The following is a 16514-nucleotide window of genomic DNA, read 5'->3' as shown; positions in this document are numbered from 1 at the left end:
GCCGGGGTGAAGATTGACGCTAGGTCGCCCTCGCCCGCGACACCGCCAGCGCCGCGCCCACCAGCAGCATGCCCACGATATCCAGCCCCGAGAGCACTTCCCCAAACGCCAGCCAGCCGTAGACCGAGGCGACCGCGGGCTGGGTCAGCAGGGCAAGGCCCACCACCAGCGGCGGGTAATATTTGAGCGCGAACACCATCAGCCCCTGCCCCACCAGCTGGCTGAGAATGAACAGCCCGATCACCGGCCCCCAGTCTCCGGGCCACACCGGCTCGCCCAGAGCCAAGGCAATCACCAGCAGCACCGGCGCGCCGAAGATGCTCACCCACACCAGCAGGCTCCACGATCCGAACGCCCCGCGCGCGTTCTGGAGCGTCAGCAGATAGACCGCATAAAGCAGCCCGGCTGCGACACTGAACAGATCGCCGATCAGCGTCTCTTGCGAAATCTCGAGGCTGCGCCCCATCAGGATCGCCGCGCCCGCCAGCGCGAAGACGATCGCCAGCCACTCCAGCCTGCCGGGCAGCATCCGATGGACGATGACCCCCCAGAACAAGAGCACGATCGACCCGGCATTGCCGAACAATGTGGCATTGCCGAGCCGCGTCATGCCGATGCCGATGTGCCAGCTAGCAAGATCGAGCGCGAAGGTCACCGCGCCCAGCGCCACCAGCGCCAGGGTTGGCGCCGGGATGCCCGTCAGCCGCTGGCCATTCGCCCGGGCCAGCACCGCCATGAACGGAAGCGCCAGAAACAGTCGCCAGAACCCGGCCGCAACCGGCCCGGTATCGGCCACCCGCACGAACCACGGCCCGATCGCCAGCGCGACATTGCCGCCCAGCAGCGCGAGCAACAGCAGCCACGCCGCCGGGCGCGCTTCGGCGGGAACAAGTTTCTCTTGGGGCGCACCCTCATTTTCCATGCTTGCGCCCTAGCCTTGCCGCCCCCAAGTGGATAGCCAAACGCAACCCGATCGAGAGGATTACCCACATATGCACGACACCCCAAGTTATGGTGCCCTGTTTCAGCCGCTCCGGATGGGCGCGCTCCATGCCAGGAACCGCATCTTCATGGCGCCGCTGACCCGCGGGCGCGCCGCCGATCCGATGTTCGTCCCGAACGATTTGATGGCGCTCTATTATCGCCAGCGCGCCGGCGCGGGCATGATCCTCACCGAAGCGACCGGGATCAGCCGTGAGGGACTCGGCTGGCCTTCGGCTCCCGGAATCTGGACGGACGAACAGACCGAGGCTTGGAAGGCCACCACCGCGGCGGTGCACGAGGAAGGCGGCCTCATCGTCATGCAGCTCTGGCACATGGGGCGCCTCGTCCATCCTTATTTCCTGAACGGCGAGCCACCCTTCTCGGCCAGCGCCACGCAGGCGCCGGGCGAGGCGCACACGCCGAGCGGCAAGCACCCCTATGCCCTAGCGCGCGAAATGACCCATGCGGACATCAAGCGCACCATCGCCGATTACCGCCGCGCCGCCGAGAACGCCAAGAAGGCGGGTTTCGACGGGGTGCAGCTTCACGGCGCCAATGGCTACCTTGTCGACCAGTTCCTGCGCGACAAGACCAACCTGCGCACCGACGAATATGGCGGCAGCCCCGAAAACCGCACCCGCTTCATGCGCGAAGTCTTGGAAGCGCTGATCGACGTGTGGGGCGCGGACCGGGTCGGCATCCGCCTCTCGCCCAATGGGGATTCGCAAGGGACCGATGACAGCAACCCGCCTGCGACCTTCGGCGCGGCGGCCAAGGTGTGCGAGGAACTGGGCCTCGCTTTCGTCGAACTGCGCGAACCCGTGCCGGAAGGCACCTTCGGGCGAACCGACGTGCCCAAGCAAAGCCCGCTGATCCGCCAGATCTACACCGGCAAGCTGATTCTCAACTCCGACTACACCGCCGAGCAGGCGGAAGCGGACGTGACCAGCGGCAAGTGCGATGCGGTCAGCTTCGGGCGGCCCTACATCTCCAACCCCGATCTCGAAAAGCGGATCGCGGCCGGGGCCCACTGGAACCCCAACAAGGACGTGCCCAAGAGCTGGTACTTCCCGATCCCCGAAGGCTATGTCGATTACCCGACCCTCGCCGAGGAACGGGCCGAGGCAGCAGGGTAAGCCCGGGTTTTATTCGGACGCATCAGGGGCCGGGGCGGCGGGGGGTGCTTCGGCCCCTTCGCTTTGCGGCGCCGCGCCCTCCACCCCCTCGACCGGGGTGACCACCGGCTGCTCGGCATCGAGATCGGCCGGAGCCGGCCCCTGGCGCGGGGCAAGGGGAGCTTGCGAATCGAGCTGTTCGAGCGGGATCATCGCATCCGAGATCGATCCACCCAGCACCTCGCCCGCGGCCTTGCCGCCGCGCTCGGCAGGCGCGCCTGCCTCCCCGGTGCAGGCGGTGCAAAGCAGCAGGAGGAGGACGGCATGAAAGGCAGCGCGGTTCATCGGCACGCTCTTTTCGCCGCCGCGTCGAGCGCGTCAAGGAAATCCTCCGAGGTCGCGGCCAGCGCCGCATCCCATGCCTCCGCCGAGACCTTCAGGCCGAGCTTCGCGAGGCTGGTGACACCGTATTCGGCAATGCCGCAAGGCACGATCCCGCCGAAATGGGAAAGGTCGGGATCAAGGTTGACCGAGAAGCCATGCATCGTCACCCAGCGCCGCACGCGCACCCCGATCGCGCCGATCTTGGCCTCGCTGCCGTCGCTGTCGCGGGTCCAAATGCCGACGCGGCCTTCCGCCCGCCAGCTTTCGACCCCGAAGCGCGCCAGCGCGGCGATCACCCAGCCCTCGATCGCGTGAACGAAGCAGCGCACGTCCTTGCCCCGCTGGTTGAGATCGAGCACCAGGTAACCGATGCGCTGGCCGGGGCCGTGATAGGTATAGCGCCCGCCGCGCCCGGCCTCGACCACCTCGAAGCGCGGATCGACCAGTTCGGCAGGGTCGGCACTGGTGCCCGCGGTATAAACCGGCGGGTGTTCGAGCAGCCAGACCAGCTCCGCCGCTTCGCCCGCCGCAACCGCCTGATTGCGCGCCTCCATCGCCGCCAGCGCTTCGGCATAGGGCACCGGCGCACTCTCGCGCCGCCATTCGGGAGGCGCAGGTCTGACAGTCTTGGGAGCAGTGCTTGCCATGCCGCCTCGGTGGGGGCATTGAGCCTGGATGGCAAGAGGCGATTGCAGGAGCATCGTCACATAGCGTCGGGGATCGGACGGACATGGCAAATGCAAAGCTCGACATGGGGAAGGCCTGGACCCAGGCGACCGCGCTGATCGGAGCCAACAAGGACACGATCTCGGCGCTGGCGGGGCTGTTCTTCTTCCTGCCCTCGTTCGCCGCCGGGCTGATGATGCCCGAGGTCGGCGCCACGCTGCCGGTTTCCGGCCCGGGCCAGAGCGGCGATCCGCAGGCGGCGATGCAGCAGGCGATGGATCAGTTCGCCGCGCTCTATGCCGATAGCTGGCCGGCGCTGGTGGCGATCAGCATCGCCGGCTTCATCGGCTCGATGAGCCTGCTCGCGCTGCTGACCGATCGCGGCCATCCGACCGTGGGCGAGGCGCTGGGCAAGGGCGTGCGGAGCATCCCCTCCTATATCGCCGCGCAGTTGCTGAGCGCGCTCGCCGCAGGGGTGGCGATCGGTGTGCCGCTGGCGCTGCTGGCCGCGCTCGCGCCGCCGGTGGTGGTGGCGATTGCAGGCCTCGCGCTGGTGGTGCTGGTAATCTACGTGGCGGTGAAGTTCTCGCTGATCGCGCCTGTCATCGCCATTGATGAAGAGCGCAATCCGGTTGCTGCCATCGCCCGTTCATGGCGGCTGACCAAGGGCAACAGTTTGCGCATTTTCGCCTTTTTCGTGCTGCTCTTCGTGGTGATCGTGATCATCGGCGCGCTGGTGCAGGGCATACTGACGCTGATCCTCTCGGCCGCAGGCGGCGAGGTGGCCCGCATCGGCATCGCCGCGGTGAACGCGCTGGTGAATGCGATCATCACGGTGATCTTCCTCGTCGTGCTGGCCGCGGTTCATCGCCAGCTTGCCGGCGCTGCGCCCGAGCGGCTGGCCGAAACCTTCGAATAGGGCAGACACAGCCCGCCGATGGCCGAGACCGATCCCCACCGCGAACCGGCGGGACAGGCCGCTGCGGCGCGCGCGATCCCGCCGGCGCGCATGGCGCTGTTGTTCATGGTGATGCTGGTAACCGCCGCCGGCAACACCGCGATGCAATCGGTGATGCCCTCGATCGGCACGGCGCTGGGGGTCGAGGACGTGTGGATCAGCCTTGCCTATAGCTGGTCGGCGCTGCTCTGGGTGGTGTGCGCGCCGCTCTGGGCGCGGCGCTCGGACCGGCGCGGGCGCAAGGCGATGATGGCGGTGGGGCTGGCAGGCTTCATCGCTTCCTTCATCCTGTGCGGCGGGGCGCTGTGGGCGGGGCTGGCGGGCTGGATGAGCGCACTGTGGACGCTGGTCGCCTTTGCTGCCGCACGCAGCCTTTATGGCGGGTTCGGCAGCGCCGCGCCGCCGGCGGTGCAGGCCTATGTTGCCGCGCGCACGCCGCGGGCCGAGCGCACCCAGGCGCTTTCACTGATCGCATCGAGTTTTGGGCTGGGCACGGTGATCGGCCCCGCGCTGGCGCCGCTAATGGTGCTGCCCTTCCTCGGGATCGGGCTGACCGGGCCGTTCCTGTGCTTTGCCGTCATCGGCGCGGTCGCGCTCGCGCTGCTGCGCCTGCGCCTGCCCGACGACGAGCCGCGTTTTGCCGCGCGCGGCCAGGCGGTGGCCTATTCGTCGAGCGGTTCGGGCGCGCCGCTCGACCCGCAGGAGACGAGCGAGAGCGAGGATGCGCTTGCAATCGCGGGCCCGCCGCCGCGGCTCTCATGGCGCGATCCGCGCATTAGGCCGTGGGTCTTCGCAGGGTTCTTCGGCGGCCATGCGCAGGCGATGGTGCTGGGGATTTCGGGCTTTCTGGTGCTCGACCGGCTGGCCCTGCGCGACAGCCCCGCCGAAGGCGCGGGGCCGGTGGGCCTCGTGCTGATGAGCGGGGCGATCGCGACGCTGCTTGCGCAATGGGGCCTGATCCCGCGCTTTCATCTCGGCCCGCGCGCGGCGACGCTGTGGGGCATCGCCGCCGCGGCACTGGGCACGGTGGTGTTGGCGCTGGCGGGGGATCTGCACCTGATCGCGCTGGGCTATGCGATTGCCTCGCTGGGGTTCGGCCTGTTCCGCCCGGGGACAACGGCCGGCACCTCGCTCGCGGTCACCCGTGCCGAGCAGGGACAGGCGAGCGGTATCGTCGCCTCGCTGGCAGGCGCAAGCTATATCTACGCGCCCGCGCTGGGCGTCTGGCTCTACGGCCATTCCGACTGGCTGGGCTTCGGCCTGATCGTGGCGCTGTGCGCGCTTGTGCTGGTGCACGGATGGTTCGGGTTGCAGGCTGACCGGGAGCTGACGCATGCGTGATGTGCGCAAATCCTCCGGCGTGCAATTTCCTCACCTGCACGGCCAGAGGGCGGCGAGCGCACCCGCGCGTGCCGCAGGCGCTCAAGCCCGGAGGGCCTGAAACAGCGTCGAGTGCGGGCCCACGCAGGCGGGCCAGCAAAACTAGAGAATCTCCAGCACCTTGTCCTGCGGGCGGCAGAGGCGCACGCCCTTCTCGGTCTCCACCAGAGGGCGTTCGATCAGCCGCGGCTCGGCGACCATGGCCGCCAGCACCGTGGCATCATCCGCATCCGGTAGCCCGCGTTCCGCCGCGTCGGTGCCACGCAGACGCAGGCCTTGCTGGGGCGTGATCCCAGCATCGCGGTAGAGCTGGGCGAGCTTCGCGGCGCTTGGCGGCTGTTTCAGATATTCGATCACCGTCAGTTCGACACCGCTCAGGCTTTCGAGGATCGCCAGCGTCTTCCTCGACGTGCCACAGGCCGGATTGTGCCAGATCGTCACCTTCATGCCGCGCTCCTGAAATTGCTGCTGCGCCCGGCGCGGATAGGGGATGTGCGGCGCAAATGCTACAGCTTGATGATTATCCATTTCGCCGCCGCACGGGTCTTGCATTTGCAAGTAAGTTGCAATAGCTGGCCCGGACCAAGACGAAAGGTCCCTCATGATTCTGCCTCTTACCCGGACGGCGCTGATGCTTGGCGCTGCCACGATCGCCTGCCCCGCCCTCGCGGCAACCTCCGCGGAAAGCACCGCCCCGGCCGACGCTGCGGCCACTGCCGAAGCGGGTGATGCGGCGGGCATGGAAAGTCCGAACATCGTCGTCACCGGCGAAGTGCTCTATGCAAACCAGATCAACGCCACCAAGACCCCGACCCCGATCATCGACGTTCCCCAGTCGCTGAGCATCACCACCGCCGACCAGATCATCCGCCAGGGGTTCGACAGCGTCGCCGATATCGTCGCCTACACCCCCGGCGTCACCTCCTCGCAGGGCGAGGGCCACCGCGATGCGGTGGTGTTCCGCGGCGTGCGCTCGACCGCGGACTTCTTCGTCGACGGGGTGCGCGACGACGTCGAATATTATCGCGGGCTCTACAATCTCGAACAGGTCGAGATCCTGCGCGGCCCCAACGCGCTGCTGTTCGGACGCGGCGGCACCGGCGGCGTGCTCAACCGCGTGACCAAGAAGGGCGTCGTCGGCAAGACCTTCGCCGGTTTGCGCGCCTCGGCCGGCAGCATCGGCGCCTATGACGTGTGGGGCGATCTCAACGTCGCGCTCGGCGACAGCGCCGCGCTGCGGATCAACGCCGCCTACGAGCATCTCGACAACCACCGCGACCTGTTCGACGGCGAGCAGATCAGCATCAACCCGACCCTGCGGGTGGAACTGGGCAGCCGCACGATCATCGATCTCGCCTACGAATATCTCGATCACGAACGCTTCATCGACCGCGGCATCCCGACCGACGACAACGGCAAACCGGTGCGCGCATTGCGACGCATCACCTTTGCCGATCCCGAGAACAACTACGCCACCTTCGAAGCGCACGTGCTGCGCGGCACGCTCCAGCACCGCTTCTCGGAAAGCGTCAAGGCCAACCTCACCGCCTCCTATGGCGATTATGCCAAGACCTATGCCAACTATTTCCCGGTCGGCTACAATCCGGCCACCAATGTCGTGGCGATCGACGGCTATATCGACAACAACCAGCGCAGGAACCTGATCCTGTCGGGCAATCTCGTCGGCGAATTCGCAACCGGCGGGATCGGCCATACGCTGATCGTGGGCGGCGAGTTCATCGACACCCGCAACGACAATGATCGCTTCAACGCGGTGTTCGACACTGCCGTGGCCGATGGCCGGCGCGCGGACGTGGAATTTTTCTCCGCGCTGCGTCCTTTCCCGATGCGGGGCGGGATCGGCACGCTCGCCGATGGCCGCACCACCCGCTTCGCCTTTACCGCGCTCAACGATGACACCGAGGCCGATCTCACCGTCCTTTCGGCCTATATCCAGGACGAGATGAAGATCGCCGATTGGCTGCGCCTGGTGCTCGGCGCGCGCTACGACAGCTTCGAGATCACCGTGCTCGACAAGCGCACCGGCGTGGTGCGCAGCCGCAGGGACGAGGAGATCAGCCCCCGCCTTGGCCTCATCATCAAGCCGCAGGAGAACCTGTCGCTCTACACCAGCTATTCGGAAACCTTCCTGCCGCGCTCGGGTGACCAGTTCGCCGACATCAACCCGCCCAACGATGCGCTCGATCCGGACACCTTCTCCAACCTCGAAGCGGGGGTGAAGTGGGACATCCGCCCCGGCCTCGCGCTGACGGGCGCCCTTTTCCAGATCGAGCAGTCCTCGCCCCAGCCAGCCGACAACAACCCCGACACGCTCGACGTGATCGACAGCAAGATCCGCGGGTTCGAGGCGCAGCTGCAGGGACAGGTGGCGGATTGGTGGTTCCTCTCGGCAGGCTATTCCTACCTCGATGGCGAGCAACAGAGCCGCACCGGGCCAACGGGGCGCCGCCTGCGTGAGCTGCCCGAACACATGTTCTCGCTCTGGAACACCTTCCAGGCGACCGATAAGCTCGGCTTCGGGCTCGGCCTGACCGCGCAGGACGAAAGCTTCGCCGACAACGCCAATACCGTCACCCTGCCCGCCTATGCGCGGGTGGACATGGCGGTCTCCTACGCGCTGAACGACAATCTGCGCTTCCAGATCAATGTCGAGAACCTGTTCGACACGCTCTACTTCCCCAACGCCCACTCGGCCGACGAGCTGACCGTGGCCCCGCCGCTCAATGCGCGGTTCACGATCACGGGGAGGTTCTGATACCTAATCGGTCTCGGGCACGCGCAGCGCAGGCACGGCCTGCGCCGCGTCTTCGGGGCTGATGCCGGGGGCCGGCGCGGCGCTGATACTCTCGCGGCGCTGGGCCACGCGCCCCGCCCTTTCGACCGCGCGCACCAGCCGCGGATAGACCCCGCAGCGGCAGATATTGGGGATTGCAGCAAGGATCTCTTCGCGGGTCGGGGCAGGATTGCGCTGGATCAGCGCGGCCGCCGCGATGACGATGCCCGGAGTGCAATAGCCGCACTGGATCGCCTGTTCGGCCACCATCGCCTGCTGCACCGGATGCGAGCGATCACGGCTCAGCCCTTCGATGGTGGTGATGACCCGCCCCTCGGCTTCGGCCAAGGTGATCTTGCATGACCGCAGCGCCACCCCGTCGACCAGCACCATGCATGCGCCGCCGCATTCGCCGCCTCCGCAGGCCTTGGTGCCGGTGAGGTTCATCGCCTCGCGCAGCGCGTAGAGCACCGGCATCCGGGGATCGAGATCGAACTCGACCGGCCGCTCGTTGACGGTCATGCGCGACATGGCGGCTCCGGGCGGCCTAGCTGCGCCAGCTGTCGTCGATCTTGTCGATGCGGCGCTTCCACGCCTCGAAGTCGAACAGGCCCGCACCGCCCTGCCCGCTCATCACCGCAAGGTCGCGCTGGTGAACATCGATCACGTCCTGCGCAATCAGGATCGGCTCGCCCATGCCCAGCGTCGCCACCTGGATCTCGCAGGCGCGCTGGAGCGCCCACATCTTGACGAACATCCCCTGGATGGTGCGGTCCATCACCACCGGGCCGTGGTTGCGCAGCATCAGGATGCTGTGATTGCCGAGGTTCTTGACCAGCCGCTCGCCTTCCTCTGCGCGCACGGTCACGCCCTCGAAATCGTGATAGCCGATCTGGCCATGGAAATTGCAGGCATAGAAATTGATCGGCAGCAGCCCGTCCTTGTGGCTGGCCACGGCCATGGTCGCGGTGGTGTGGACATGGCAGATCGCGTTCGCCCGATCGCCCAGATGCTTGTGGAAATAGGCGTGCTGGGTGAAACCGGCCTTGTTCACCATGTAGGGCGAGCCGCCGACATTGTTGCCCTCGACATCGATCTTGACGAGGTTGGAGGCGGTGACTTCGGAATAGAGCAGGCCGAAAGGGTTGATGAGGAAGGTATCGCTTTCCCCCGGCACCTTGAGCGAGATGTGGTTGTAGATCGACTCCGACCAGCCGAGATGGTCGAAGATGCGGTAGCAGGCGGCGAGGTCGAGCCGCGCCTGCCACTCCTGCTTGCTGCATTCGATACCGGGTTTGAGCTGCGTCGCCATCGACCGTTCCTCTCCATTTGCCTTCGCGGTTTGCTATCGCACGCGGCGGGAATGCTTTGCAAGTCGCGCGGGGCCCCGCTACGCCCGCAAGACCGATGAACGCGCGCGAGCAAAGCCTTCCCAGACTGGTCAACGGATCAATCCCTGGACACCTCGTCAGCCAGACCTTGCCGGCGGTGATCGGGGTGGCGGCAATCATGTCGATCGGGATCGTCGATGCCTATTTCATCGGCCAGCTCGGCAGCGCGCCGCTCGCCGCGATTAGCTTCATCTTCCCCGTCGCGGTCGCCAGCACCTCGCTGGGCGTGGGGGTGATGGTGGGGATCAATTCGGTGGTCGCCCGCGCGCTGGGGGAAGGCGATCCGGCCAAGGCCGCGCGCCGCGCCAATTTCGGGATCGTCTTTGCCACGCTTGTCGGCATGCTGATGGGCCTGTCGCTATGGCTTGCGATCGATCCGATCTTCACCGCGATGAACGCGCCGGCAGAGCTGATGCCGCTGATCCGCGCCTACATGACACCCTATGCCTGCGGCTTTCCGCTCAGCCTCGCGATCATGGGCTTCAACGGCGTGCTGCGCGGACAGGGCGAGGCCAAACGCACCAGCACGGTCAGCATCGCCTATGCCGCCGCCAACTGTGCCCTCAACCCGATCCTGGTCACCGGAACCCCAGGCATGCTTGGCGGTTTCGCAGGCTTCGGCATTGCTGGCTCGGCCTATGCCACGGTGATCGGCTGGGGCCTTGGCGTGCTGGTGGCCATGCTGCTGCTGCGCGGCACATCGCTGCCCCTCAACCTCGCGCTGCTAAAGGACTGCAACCTTATCGAACAGGCGCGGGCGATCACACGCGTCGGCCTGCCGGCGGCCTTTTCCAACGCGATCAACCCGCTCGGCCTGTCGATCCTGACTGCGCTGGTCGCATTGGAGGGCAAGGCGGCGGTGGCGGGGTTCGGGGCGGCGGGGCGGTTGCAGAGCTTCGTGATCGTGCCCTTGCTCGGCCTGTCTGGGGCGATCGGGGCGATCGTCGGGCAGAACTGGGGCGCTGGCCGCTATGATCGGGCGCGTGAGGCGGCGCTCTACGCGGCGGGGTTCTGCGTGATCTGGGGCCTTGGCGTGGCGCTTGCCATGGCTGCTTTCGGAGAGCGTTTCGCGCAGGCCTTTACCAACGATCGCGCCGTGGTCGCGCAATTCGCGCTCTACCTCAAGATCGCCGCCTGGGGCTATGCCGGGTTCGGGTTGCTGATCGTTGGCAATGGAATCATGAACGCGGTCGACCGCGCGGGGCTTGCGCTGATGCAGTCGGTGGCGCGGGTGTTCCTGGTGATGCTGCCGGTCGCGCTGCTGCTCCAGCCGGGCATGGGTTCGGCTGCGATCTACGCCGCGGAACTCGCCGCCAACCTGTTCGGGGCGGTTTCGGCTCTGGTGCTGGTGCGCCATATCTTCCTGAAACCGCAGCCGGCATGGGCGGCGCGCTAGGCGTTCATTAACCAAGCTGCCCCATAAAGCACCGCGCAAGGCAAAGGGGCGCGCGACCTGATGGACGATCTGCTGGCGGATTTCATCGCCGAGACCCGCGAGATGCTGGAGGCTTCCGGTGGCGAGATCGTCGCCTGGGAGGCTGACCCGGACGACCGGGCACGCATCGATGCGATCTTCCGCTTCGTGCACACGGTGAAGGGCAATTGTGGCTTCTTCGATTTTCCGCGCCTTGCCGCCCTGTCCCACGCAGCTGAGGACGCGCTTGCCGATTGCCGCGCCGGACGGCGCGAACCCAATCGGGCCTTGGTGTCCGCCGTGCTCGCGATCATCGACCGAATCGCGGCGATGGTCGATGCGATCGAGGCGGGCGAAGACTTTCCCGAAGCCGATGACGCGGCGCTGATCGCCGCGCTCGACGCCGCGCCCGAGGCGGCCGACGCCGCGGCAAACCCGCGCCACCCGCCGGCCAGCGTGCTGGTCGAACGCGGCGAAGACGGCGGCGGCTGGGCCACCCGCCGCAGCGACAGCTTCAGCGCCCAGCGCACCATCCGCCTGCCGGTCGAACTGCTCGACCGGGTGATGAGCGGCGTGTCCGACATGGTGCTGGCGCGCAACGATCTCGCCCACCGGTTGCGGCAGGCGGGCAACCAGCCGACCATCGACGGCCCGTTCGAACGGCTCTCGGCGATCCTTGCCGGCGTGCGCGATGCGATAACGCGGATGCGGATGCAGCGGATCGAGACCTTGTTCGGCGCGCTGCCGCGCCTGGTGCGCGATCTGTCCGCCGAACTCGGCAAGCAGGTGATGGTCGATCTCGACGGCGGCGATGTCGAACTCGATCGCGAGATGATCGAGACCATCCGCGATCCGCTCACCCATCTCATCCGCAACGCGATCGACCACGGCATCGAAGCCCCCGCTGCGCGCCTTGCCGCGGGCAAGCGCGAAATCGGCCTGCTGGCGATTGCCGCCCGCCAGTCGGGCAACACCATCGCCATCGTCATCCGCGACGACGGTCGCGGGCTCGACGAGGAGCGGATCGCCGCCAAGGCCATCGCCACGGGCCTCATTACCCCTGCCGAGCGCGCCGCGATGAGCCGCGACAAGCTGGTCAACCTGATCTTCGAACCGGGCTTCTCGACCGCCGAGGCGGTCAGCGCCGTCTCCGGGCGCGGGGTCGGGCTGGATGTGGTGCGCCAGAACCTCGAAAAGGTCGGCGGCAGCATCAAGGTATCGAGCGTGCCGGGCGAAGGCACCCAGTTCACGCTCCAGATCCCGCTCACGCTCAGCATCATTGCCGGCCTCACCGTCGAAGTCGGCACCCAGCGCTTCGCCATCCCGCAAGGCTATATCGAGGAAATCGTCCAGGCCTCGCCCGCGGCGCTCGAACTCACCCGCATGGGCGAGAGCGCGCTGATCACCTTCCGCGGCAAGCGCATTCGCTGCCTGATGCTGGCCGAGGTGCTCGGCATCGCGGGCAGCGATGCGCACGGCGACCTCACGCTGGTGCTGCTGCGGCTGGCAAGCGGCGATCTGTTCGCGCTGGTGGTGGAACGCATCCACAGCCACGGCGATCTGGTGGTCAAACCGCTCGCACCGGCAGTGATGAAGTCCGGGCTCTATGCCGGCTCGACGCTGCTCGACGATGGCCAGCCGGTGCTGCTGCTCGACGTTACCAACATCGCCGCGCTGCACGAGCTGGTGGCGGATGGCCGCAGCCGTGTGCTCGAGCGGCAAGACGAGGATGCTGCCGGGCCGCTCGCTGCGGCACCGCGGGCGATGCTATTCACCGACTTTGCCGGCCGGCGCATGGCGGTGCGGCTCGAATTGGTGCAGCGCATCGAGACCGCGGTTGCCGCCGCCATCGATCGCTCCGCGCCGCGCCCGCGGGTGGTGATCGACGGGAGGATCCTGCCGCTGGTCGGCCTGCCCGACACGCCGCTCATCGCCGACAAGCTGCGCCTGCTGCGGCTCGGCGACGGGACCTGCGAACTGCTTTATGCGGTGCGCACGGTCGAGGATGCGGTGGAACTGACCGAGGCGCTGGTGGCCGTGCCCGAAGACCCGCTGATCGAGGCGATGACGCTGGTCGGCGGCCAGCCGGTCGCGCTGATCGACGCGCACGAACTTTTCGCCCGCCACGGCGAGGCCCCGCTCCCGGCGCACCGGCCGCGCTGCGCGCTGCCCGACAGCGACTGGGCGCGCACCATCCTTGCCCCGCTGGTCACGGCGGCCGGCTATGATATCGTCGCCTGCGACAGCACCGAGAGCGATGTCGTCACGATCCTGCCGGAGGACGTGTTCGAAGCGGCCGCGGCGCTCGGGCGCATGCCGGCCGGCCCAGTGATCCGCCTGCGCGATCATCCCGATGCGGGCGGCAGCAAGGATACCATCTACCGCTACGATCGCGACGGGCTGCTGGCCGCACTCGCCGCGGCCCGCCAAGGGCGGCTGGCAGGAGGGTTGCGGCCATGAGCGAGCTGCTGGTGATCATCCAGATCGCCGGGCGGCGCTGCGCGCTCACGGCGCATGATGTCAAATCGGTGATCGAGATCGGCGCCATCACTCCGGTGCCGCGCGCGCCCGACTTTATCGCGGGCATCACCGCGCTGCGCAGCCAGACCCTGACCGTGATCGACTGCCGCCGCGCGCTCGGCTTTGGCGCGCAGGATGCGCCCACCGATGGGCGCGCCGCCGTGGTCGCCAGCGGGGGCCATTCCTATGCGCTGCTGGTCGATGCGATCGAAGACATCACCACCGCCACCGGCGCCGCCGGGCAGGTGCCGGGCGGCTTCGGCCCTGAATGGTCGCGCGTGGCGCGGGGCATGATCGAGACCATGGCCGGCCCCGCCCTGCTGATCGATCTCGCCGCACTGATCGCCGGGCCCGAGGCGGCACGCGCCGAAAGCGAGGCGGCGGCTTAATCCTATGCTTACCAGATGGTTCTAGGCTCGTGTGCGGTCCAACGCGGGAAATGCCATGAAAACGTGCCTGATCGTCGATGATTCGCGGGTGATCCGCAAGGTTTCACGGCATATCCTCGAAACGCTCGGCTTTGCGGTCCACGAGGCGGAGAACGGCAAGGAAGCGCTCGACGCCTGCGCAGCGGCGATGCCCGATGTGGTGCTGCTCGACTGGAACATGCCGGTGATGACGGGAATCGAGTTCCTCATGCACCTGCGCCAGCGCCCCGACGGCGACAAGCCCAAGGTGGTGTTCTGCACCACCGAGAACGATGTCGCGCATATCCGTCAGGCAATCGAGGCAGGAGCGGACGAATATGTGATGAAGCCGTTCGATCACGAAACCCTCCAGATCAAGCTCCAGCTCGTCGGCTTGGCGTGAACTGCGACCGGCGCCCTCATGCTGTGACCTCCGGACGCATCGGCAAGCATGCGATCCGGGTGATGATCGTCGATGATTCGCTCACCGTGCGCACGATCTTCCGGCGCATGGTCGAAAGCGATCCGGCACTGGTGATCGCCGGAACCGCCAGCAGCGCGGAACGCGCGATCGCCCAGCTCGCCGCAGAGCCGGCCGATGTGGTGCTGCTCGATCTCGAAATGCCCGGCATGGGCGGGCTTGATGCCCTGCCCGCGATTCTCGCGACCCCCGCCCACCCGCAGGTGCTGGTCGTATCCTCGCTGACCACCGACGGTGCCGAACACACGCTTGCCGCGCTGCAGATGGGGGCCGCCGACACCCTGCTCAAACCGCTTCCGGGCGGCTTTACCGAGGACTACCGCGCCCAGTTGCTGGGCAAGATTCGCGCGCTCGGCAGCCGCTTCCTCGATTCTGCACCGCTGGTCGCGCCGCCGCCCGAACGCGCCTTCGTGCGCGCCAGGGCCAGCCTGCGCCCGCGCTGCACCGAGGTGATCGCGATCGGCGCCTCGACCGGCGGGATCCATGCGCTCGGGCTGATGCTGCGAGCGATGGAGCCTGGCTTCGACCTGCCGATCCTGATCACCCAGCACCTGCCCTCCTCCTTCATCCCGGTGTTTGCGCGGCAGATCGAGACCTCCTGCCGTCGGCCCGCAGATATCGCCGCCCACGGCATGGGAATCCGCCCGGGCCGTGTCATGATCGCGCCCGGAGACGGCCACCTTCTGGTGCGCCGCAGCGGCGAGCGACTGATCGCGCAGATCTGCCGCGATCCGGCTCCCAGCGGCTGCCTGCCCTCGATCGATCCGATGCTCTCCAGCCTCGCAGTCGCCTGCGAGGGCCGCGCGCTCGGGGTGATCCTGTCGGGTATGGGCCGCGACGGTGTGATCGGCGCGCAGGAACTGGTCAGCGCAGGCGGCACGATCTACGCGCAGGACGCGGCCAGCAGCGCGGTATGGGGCATGCCCGGCGCCGTCGCCAGGGCTGGTCTTGCCAGCCTCATCGCCGATCCCATGACGCTGGGCGAAGCCATCATGGCGCAGCCCAGCATCCCGCTCATGCGGCAAGGCTGAGGCGCGCGGCGTGGAAACCAGCGAAGCCTCGCACCAGATCATCGCCGATCTGCTTGCCGCGCGCACCGGCCAGCACCTCACCGAAAGCCGCCGCTGGCGTGTCAATTCGGCGCTGGCGGGGATCTTCCGCGAACACGGCATCAGCAATATCGACCAGCTGGTTTGCCTGCTGGCCTCGCCGCGCGCCGGCTCGGACGGCCGCGACCTGTCGCAGGAGGTGGTCGAGGCGCTGCTCAACAACGAAACCTATTTCTTCCGCGACAAGCCGACCTTCGATCAGCTTCCCCAGGATATCCTGCCCGAACTCGCGCGCCGCCGCGCGGGCACCAAGCGGCTGTCGATCTGGTTGGCGGGCTGCTCGACCGGACAGGAAGTCTATTCGCTGGCGATGGTGTTTGCCGACCAGAAGGAACGCTGGGCGGGCTGGCGCATCGAGCTGATCGGCACCGACGTGTCGCAGCGCGCGATCAATGCAGCGCGCAGCGGCCTATACAGCCAATTCGAGGTGCAGCGCGGGCTCGGGGTCACCCAGATGCTGCGCCATTTCGAGGAAATATCAAGCGGTTGGCTGATACGCGAGGACATCCGCCGGATGGCGCAATTCCGCCAGCACAACGTGCTCGGCCCGCCGCCCGGGCGCGAGCCCTTCGATCTGGTGCTGTGCCGCAACGTGCTGCTCTATTTCGATCGCGCCACCCGCGCAGCCGCCTTCGATCGGCTTGCCAGCGCGGTTGCGCCTGACGGCTTCCTGATGCTCGGCGCGGGCGAGACCGTGGTCGGCCAGACCCACCACTTCAGCCCCTCGCCGCGGCGCGCAAGCTTCTTCGAGCCGATCGCGGCGGACAGCGAAGCGCGCCAGCTGCTGGTCGGTTAACCCCTTTCCTGCGCGGCGAAGGGGCCGCAATGGGAAGCGATCGGTGTCTGGCTTTACCCTTCATTAGCCGCCGCCCTTTACGATCCGCAGCAAGCCTCGCCCGTGGCACCGGCTG

Annotated in this window: 16 protein-coding genes; 10 read left to right on the top strand and 6 right to left on the bottom strand. The window is 67.5% G+C overall.

Annotated features, from left to right (window positions below; genetic code table 11):
• Positions 1 to 19: 19 nt before the first annotated feature.
• Positions 20 to 922 (bottom strand): DMT family transporter, encoded by a 903-nt coding sequence (locus BZF61_RS13790; RefSeq protein ID WP_086619972.1) that lies wholly within the window; start codon positions 920 to 922, stop codon positions 20 to 22.
• A gap of 70 nt (positions 923 to 992) precedes the next feature.
• Between BZF61_RS13790 and BZF61_RS13785 the strand changes: the two genes are divergently transcribed.
• Positions 993 to 2120: an alkene reductase gene (locus BZF61_RS13785; protein ID WP_086619971.1), complete on the top strand. Its 1128-nt coding sequence runs from the start codon at positions 993 to 995 to the stop codon at positions 2118 to 2120.
• Between the two features lie 9 nt (positions 2121 to 2129).
• Here the strand turns inward: BZF61_RS13785 and BZF61_RS13780 are convergent, their stop codons facing one another.
• A complete protein-coding gene (locus BZF61_RS13780; RefSeq protein ID WP_143737081.1) occupies positions 2130 to 2444 on the bottom strand; it encodes a hypothetical protein in 315 nt (104 codons plus the stop codon).
• Positions 2441 to 3130, bottom strand: coding sequence for a lipoyl(octanoyl) transferase LipB (gene lipB / locus BZF61_RS13775; protein WP_086619969.1), 690 nt, complete (start codon positions 3128 to 3130; stop codon positions 2441 to 2443). Before lipB ends, BZF61_RS13780 begins: the two co-directional genes overlap by 4 nt.
• Positions 3131 to 3213: 83 nt before the next feature.
• Between lipB and BZF61_RS13770 the strand changes: the two genes are divergently transcribed.
• Positions 3214 to 4068 (top strand): DUF7847 domain-containing protein, encoded by an 855-nt coding sequence (locus tag BZF61_RS13770; protein WP_086619968.1) that lies wholly within the window; start codon positions 3214 to 3216, stop codon positions 4066 to 4068.
• Between the two features lie 18 nt (positions 4069 to 4086).
• Positions 4087 to 5448, top strand: coding sequence for an MFS transporter (locus tag BZF61_RS13765; protein ID WP_086619967.1), 1362 nt, complete (start codon positions 4087 to 4089; stop codon positions 5446 to 5448).
• Positions 5449 to 5589: 141 nt separating this feature from the next.
• Here BZF61_RS13765 and arsC read toward each other — a convergent pair whose 3' ends face one another.
• A complete protein-coding gene (gene arsC, locus BZF61_RS13760; protein WP_086620019.1) occupies positions 5590 to 5934 on the bottom strand; it encodes an arsenate reductase (glutaredoxin) in 345 nt (114 codons plus the stop codon).
• Between the two features lie 154 nt (positions 5935 to 6088).
• Between arsC and BZF61_RS13755 the strand changes: the two genes are divergently transcribed.
• The gene (locus BZF61_RS13755; RefSeq protein WP_211276790.1) at positions 6089 to 8263 is read left to right on the top strand and encodes a TonB-dependent receptor; all 2175 of its coding nucleotides are present in this window, start codon (positions 6089 to 6091) and stop codon (positions 8261 to 8263) included.
• Positions 8264 to 8266: 3 nt separating this feature from the next.
• Here the strand turns inward: BZF61_RS13755 and BZF61_RS13750 are convergent, their stop codons facing one another.
• Positions 8267 to 8812: a (2Fe-2S)-binding protein gene (locus tag BZF61_RS13750; protein ID WP_086619966.1), complete on the bottom strand. Its 546-nt coding sequence runs from the start codon at positions 8810 to 8812 to the stop codon at positions 8267 to 8269.
• Between the two features lie 16 nt (positions 8813 to 8828).
• Positions 8829 to 9593, bottom strand: coding sequence for a class II aldolase/adducin family protein (locus tag BZF61_RS13745; protein WP_086619965.1), 765 nt, complete (start codon positions 9591 to 9593; stop codon positions 8829 to 8831).
• 95 nt (positions 9594 to 9688) lie between these two features.
• On the opposite strand from BZF61_RS13745, the gene BZF61_RS13740 reads away from it, so the two are divergent.
• From BZF61_RS13740 to BZF61_RS13715, 6 genes are read left to right on the top strand one after another with little or no spacing between them, the layout of a single operon-like run.
• The gene (locus tag BZF61_RS13740) at positions 9689 to 11068 is read left to right on the top strand and encodes an MATE family efflux transporter (protein ID WP_086619964.1); all 1380 of its coding nucleotides are present in this window, start codon (positions 9689 to 9691) and stop codon (positions 11066 to 11068) included.
• 60 nt (positions 11069 to 11128) lie between these two features.
• Complete coding sequence (locus tag BZF61_RS13735; protein ID WP_086619963.1) at positions 11129 to 13546, top strand: chemotaxis protein CheA; 2418 nt, start codon at positions 11129 to 11131, stop codon at positions 13544 to 13546.
• Entirely contained in the window at positions 13543 to 13995 is a 453-nt protein-coding gene (locus BZF61_RS13730; RefSeq protein ID WP_086619962.1) for a chemotaxis protein CheW, read from the top strand. The genes BZF61_RS13735 and BZF61_RS13730 overlap by 4 nt, the downstream gene beginning before the upstream one ends.
• A gap of 55 nt (positions 13996 to 14050) precedes the next feature.
• A complete protein-coding gene (locus tag BZF61_RS13725) occupies positions 14051 to 14416 on the top strand; it encodes a response regulator (RefSeq protein WP_086619961.1) in 366 nt (121 codons plus the stop codon).
• A 23-nt stretch (positions 14417 to 14439) separates the two neighbouring features.
• Entirely contained in the window at positions 14440 to 15525 is a 1086-nt protein-coding gene (gene cheB / locus BZF61_RS13720) for a chemotaxis-specific protein-glutamate methyltransferase CheB (RefSeq protein WP_245804653.1), read from the top strand.
• Positions 15526 to 15535: 10 nt separating this feature from the next.
• Complete coding sequence (locus tag BZF61_RS13715) at positions 15536 to 16399, top strand: CheR family methyltransferase (RefSeq protein WP_086619960.1); 864 nt, start codon at positions 15536 to 15538, stop codon at positions 16397 to 16399.
• Positions 16400 to 16514: the final 115 nt, after the last annotated feature.

This window comes from Erythrobacter tepidarius, assembly GCF_002155695.1.
Taxonomy (GTDB): Bacteria; Pseudomonadota; Alphaproteobacteria; order Sphingomonadales; family Sphingomonadaceae; genus Erythrobacter; species Erythrobacter tepidarius.
The sequence above is the reverse complement of the archived record's forward strand: the minus strand, read 5'-3'. Positions and strand labels throughout refer to the sequence as shown.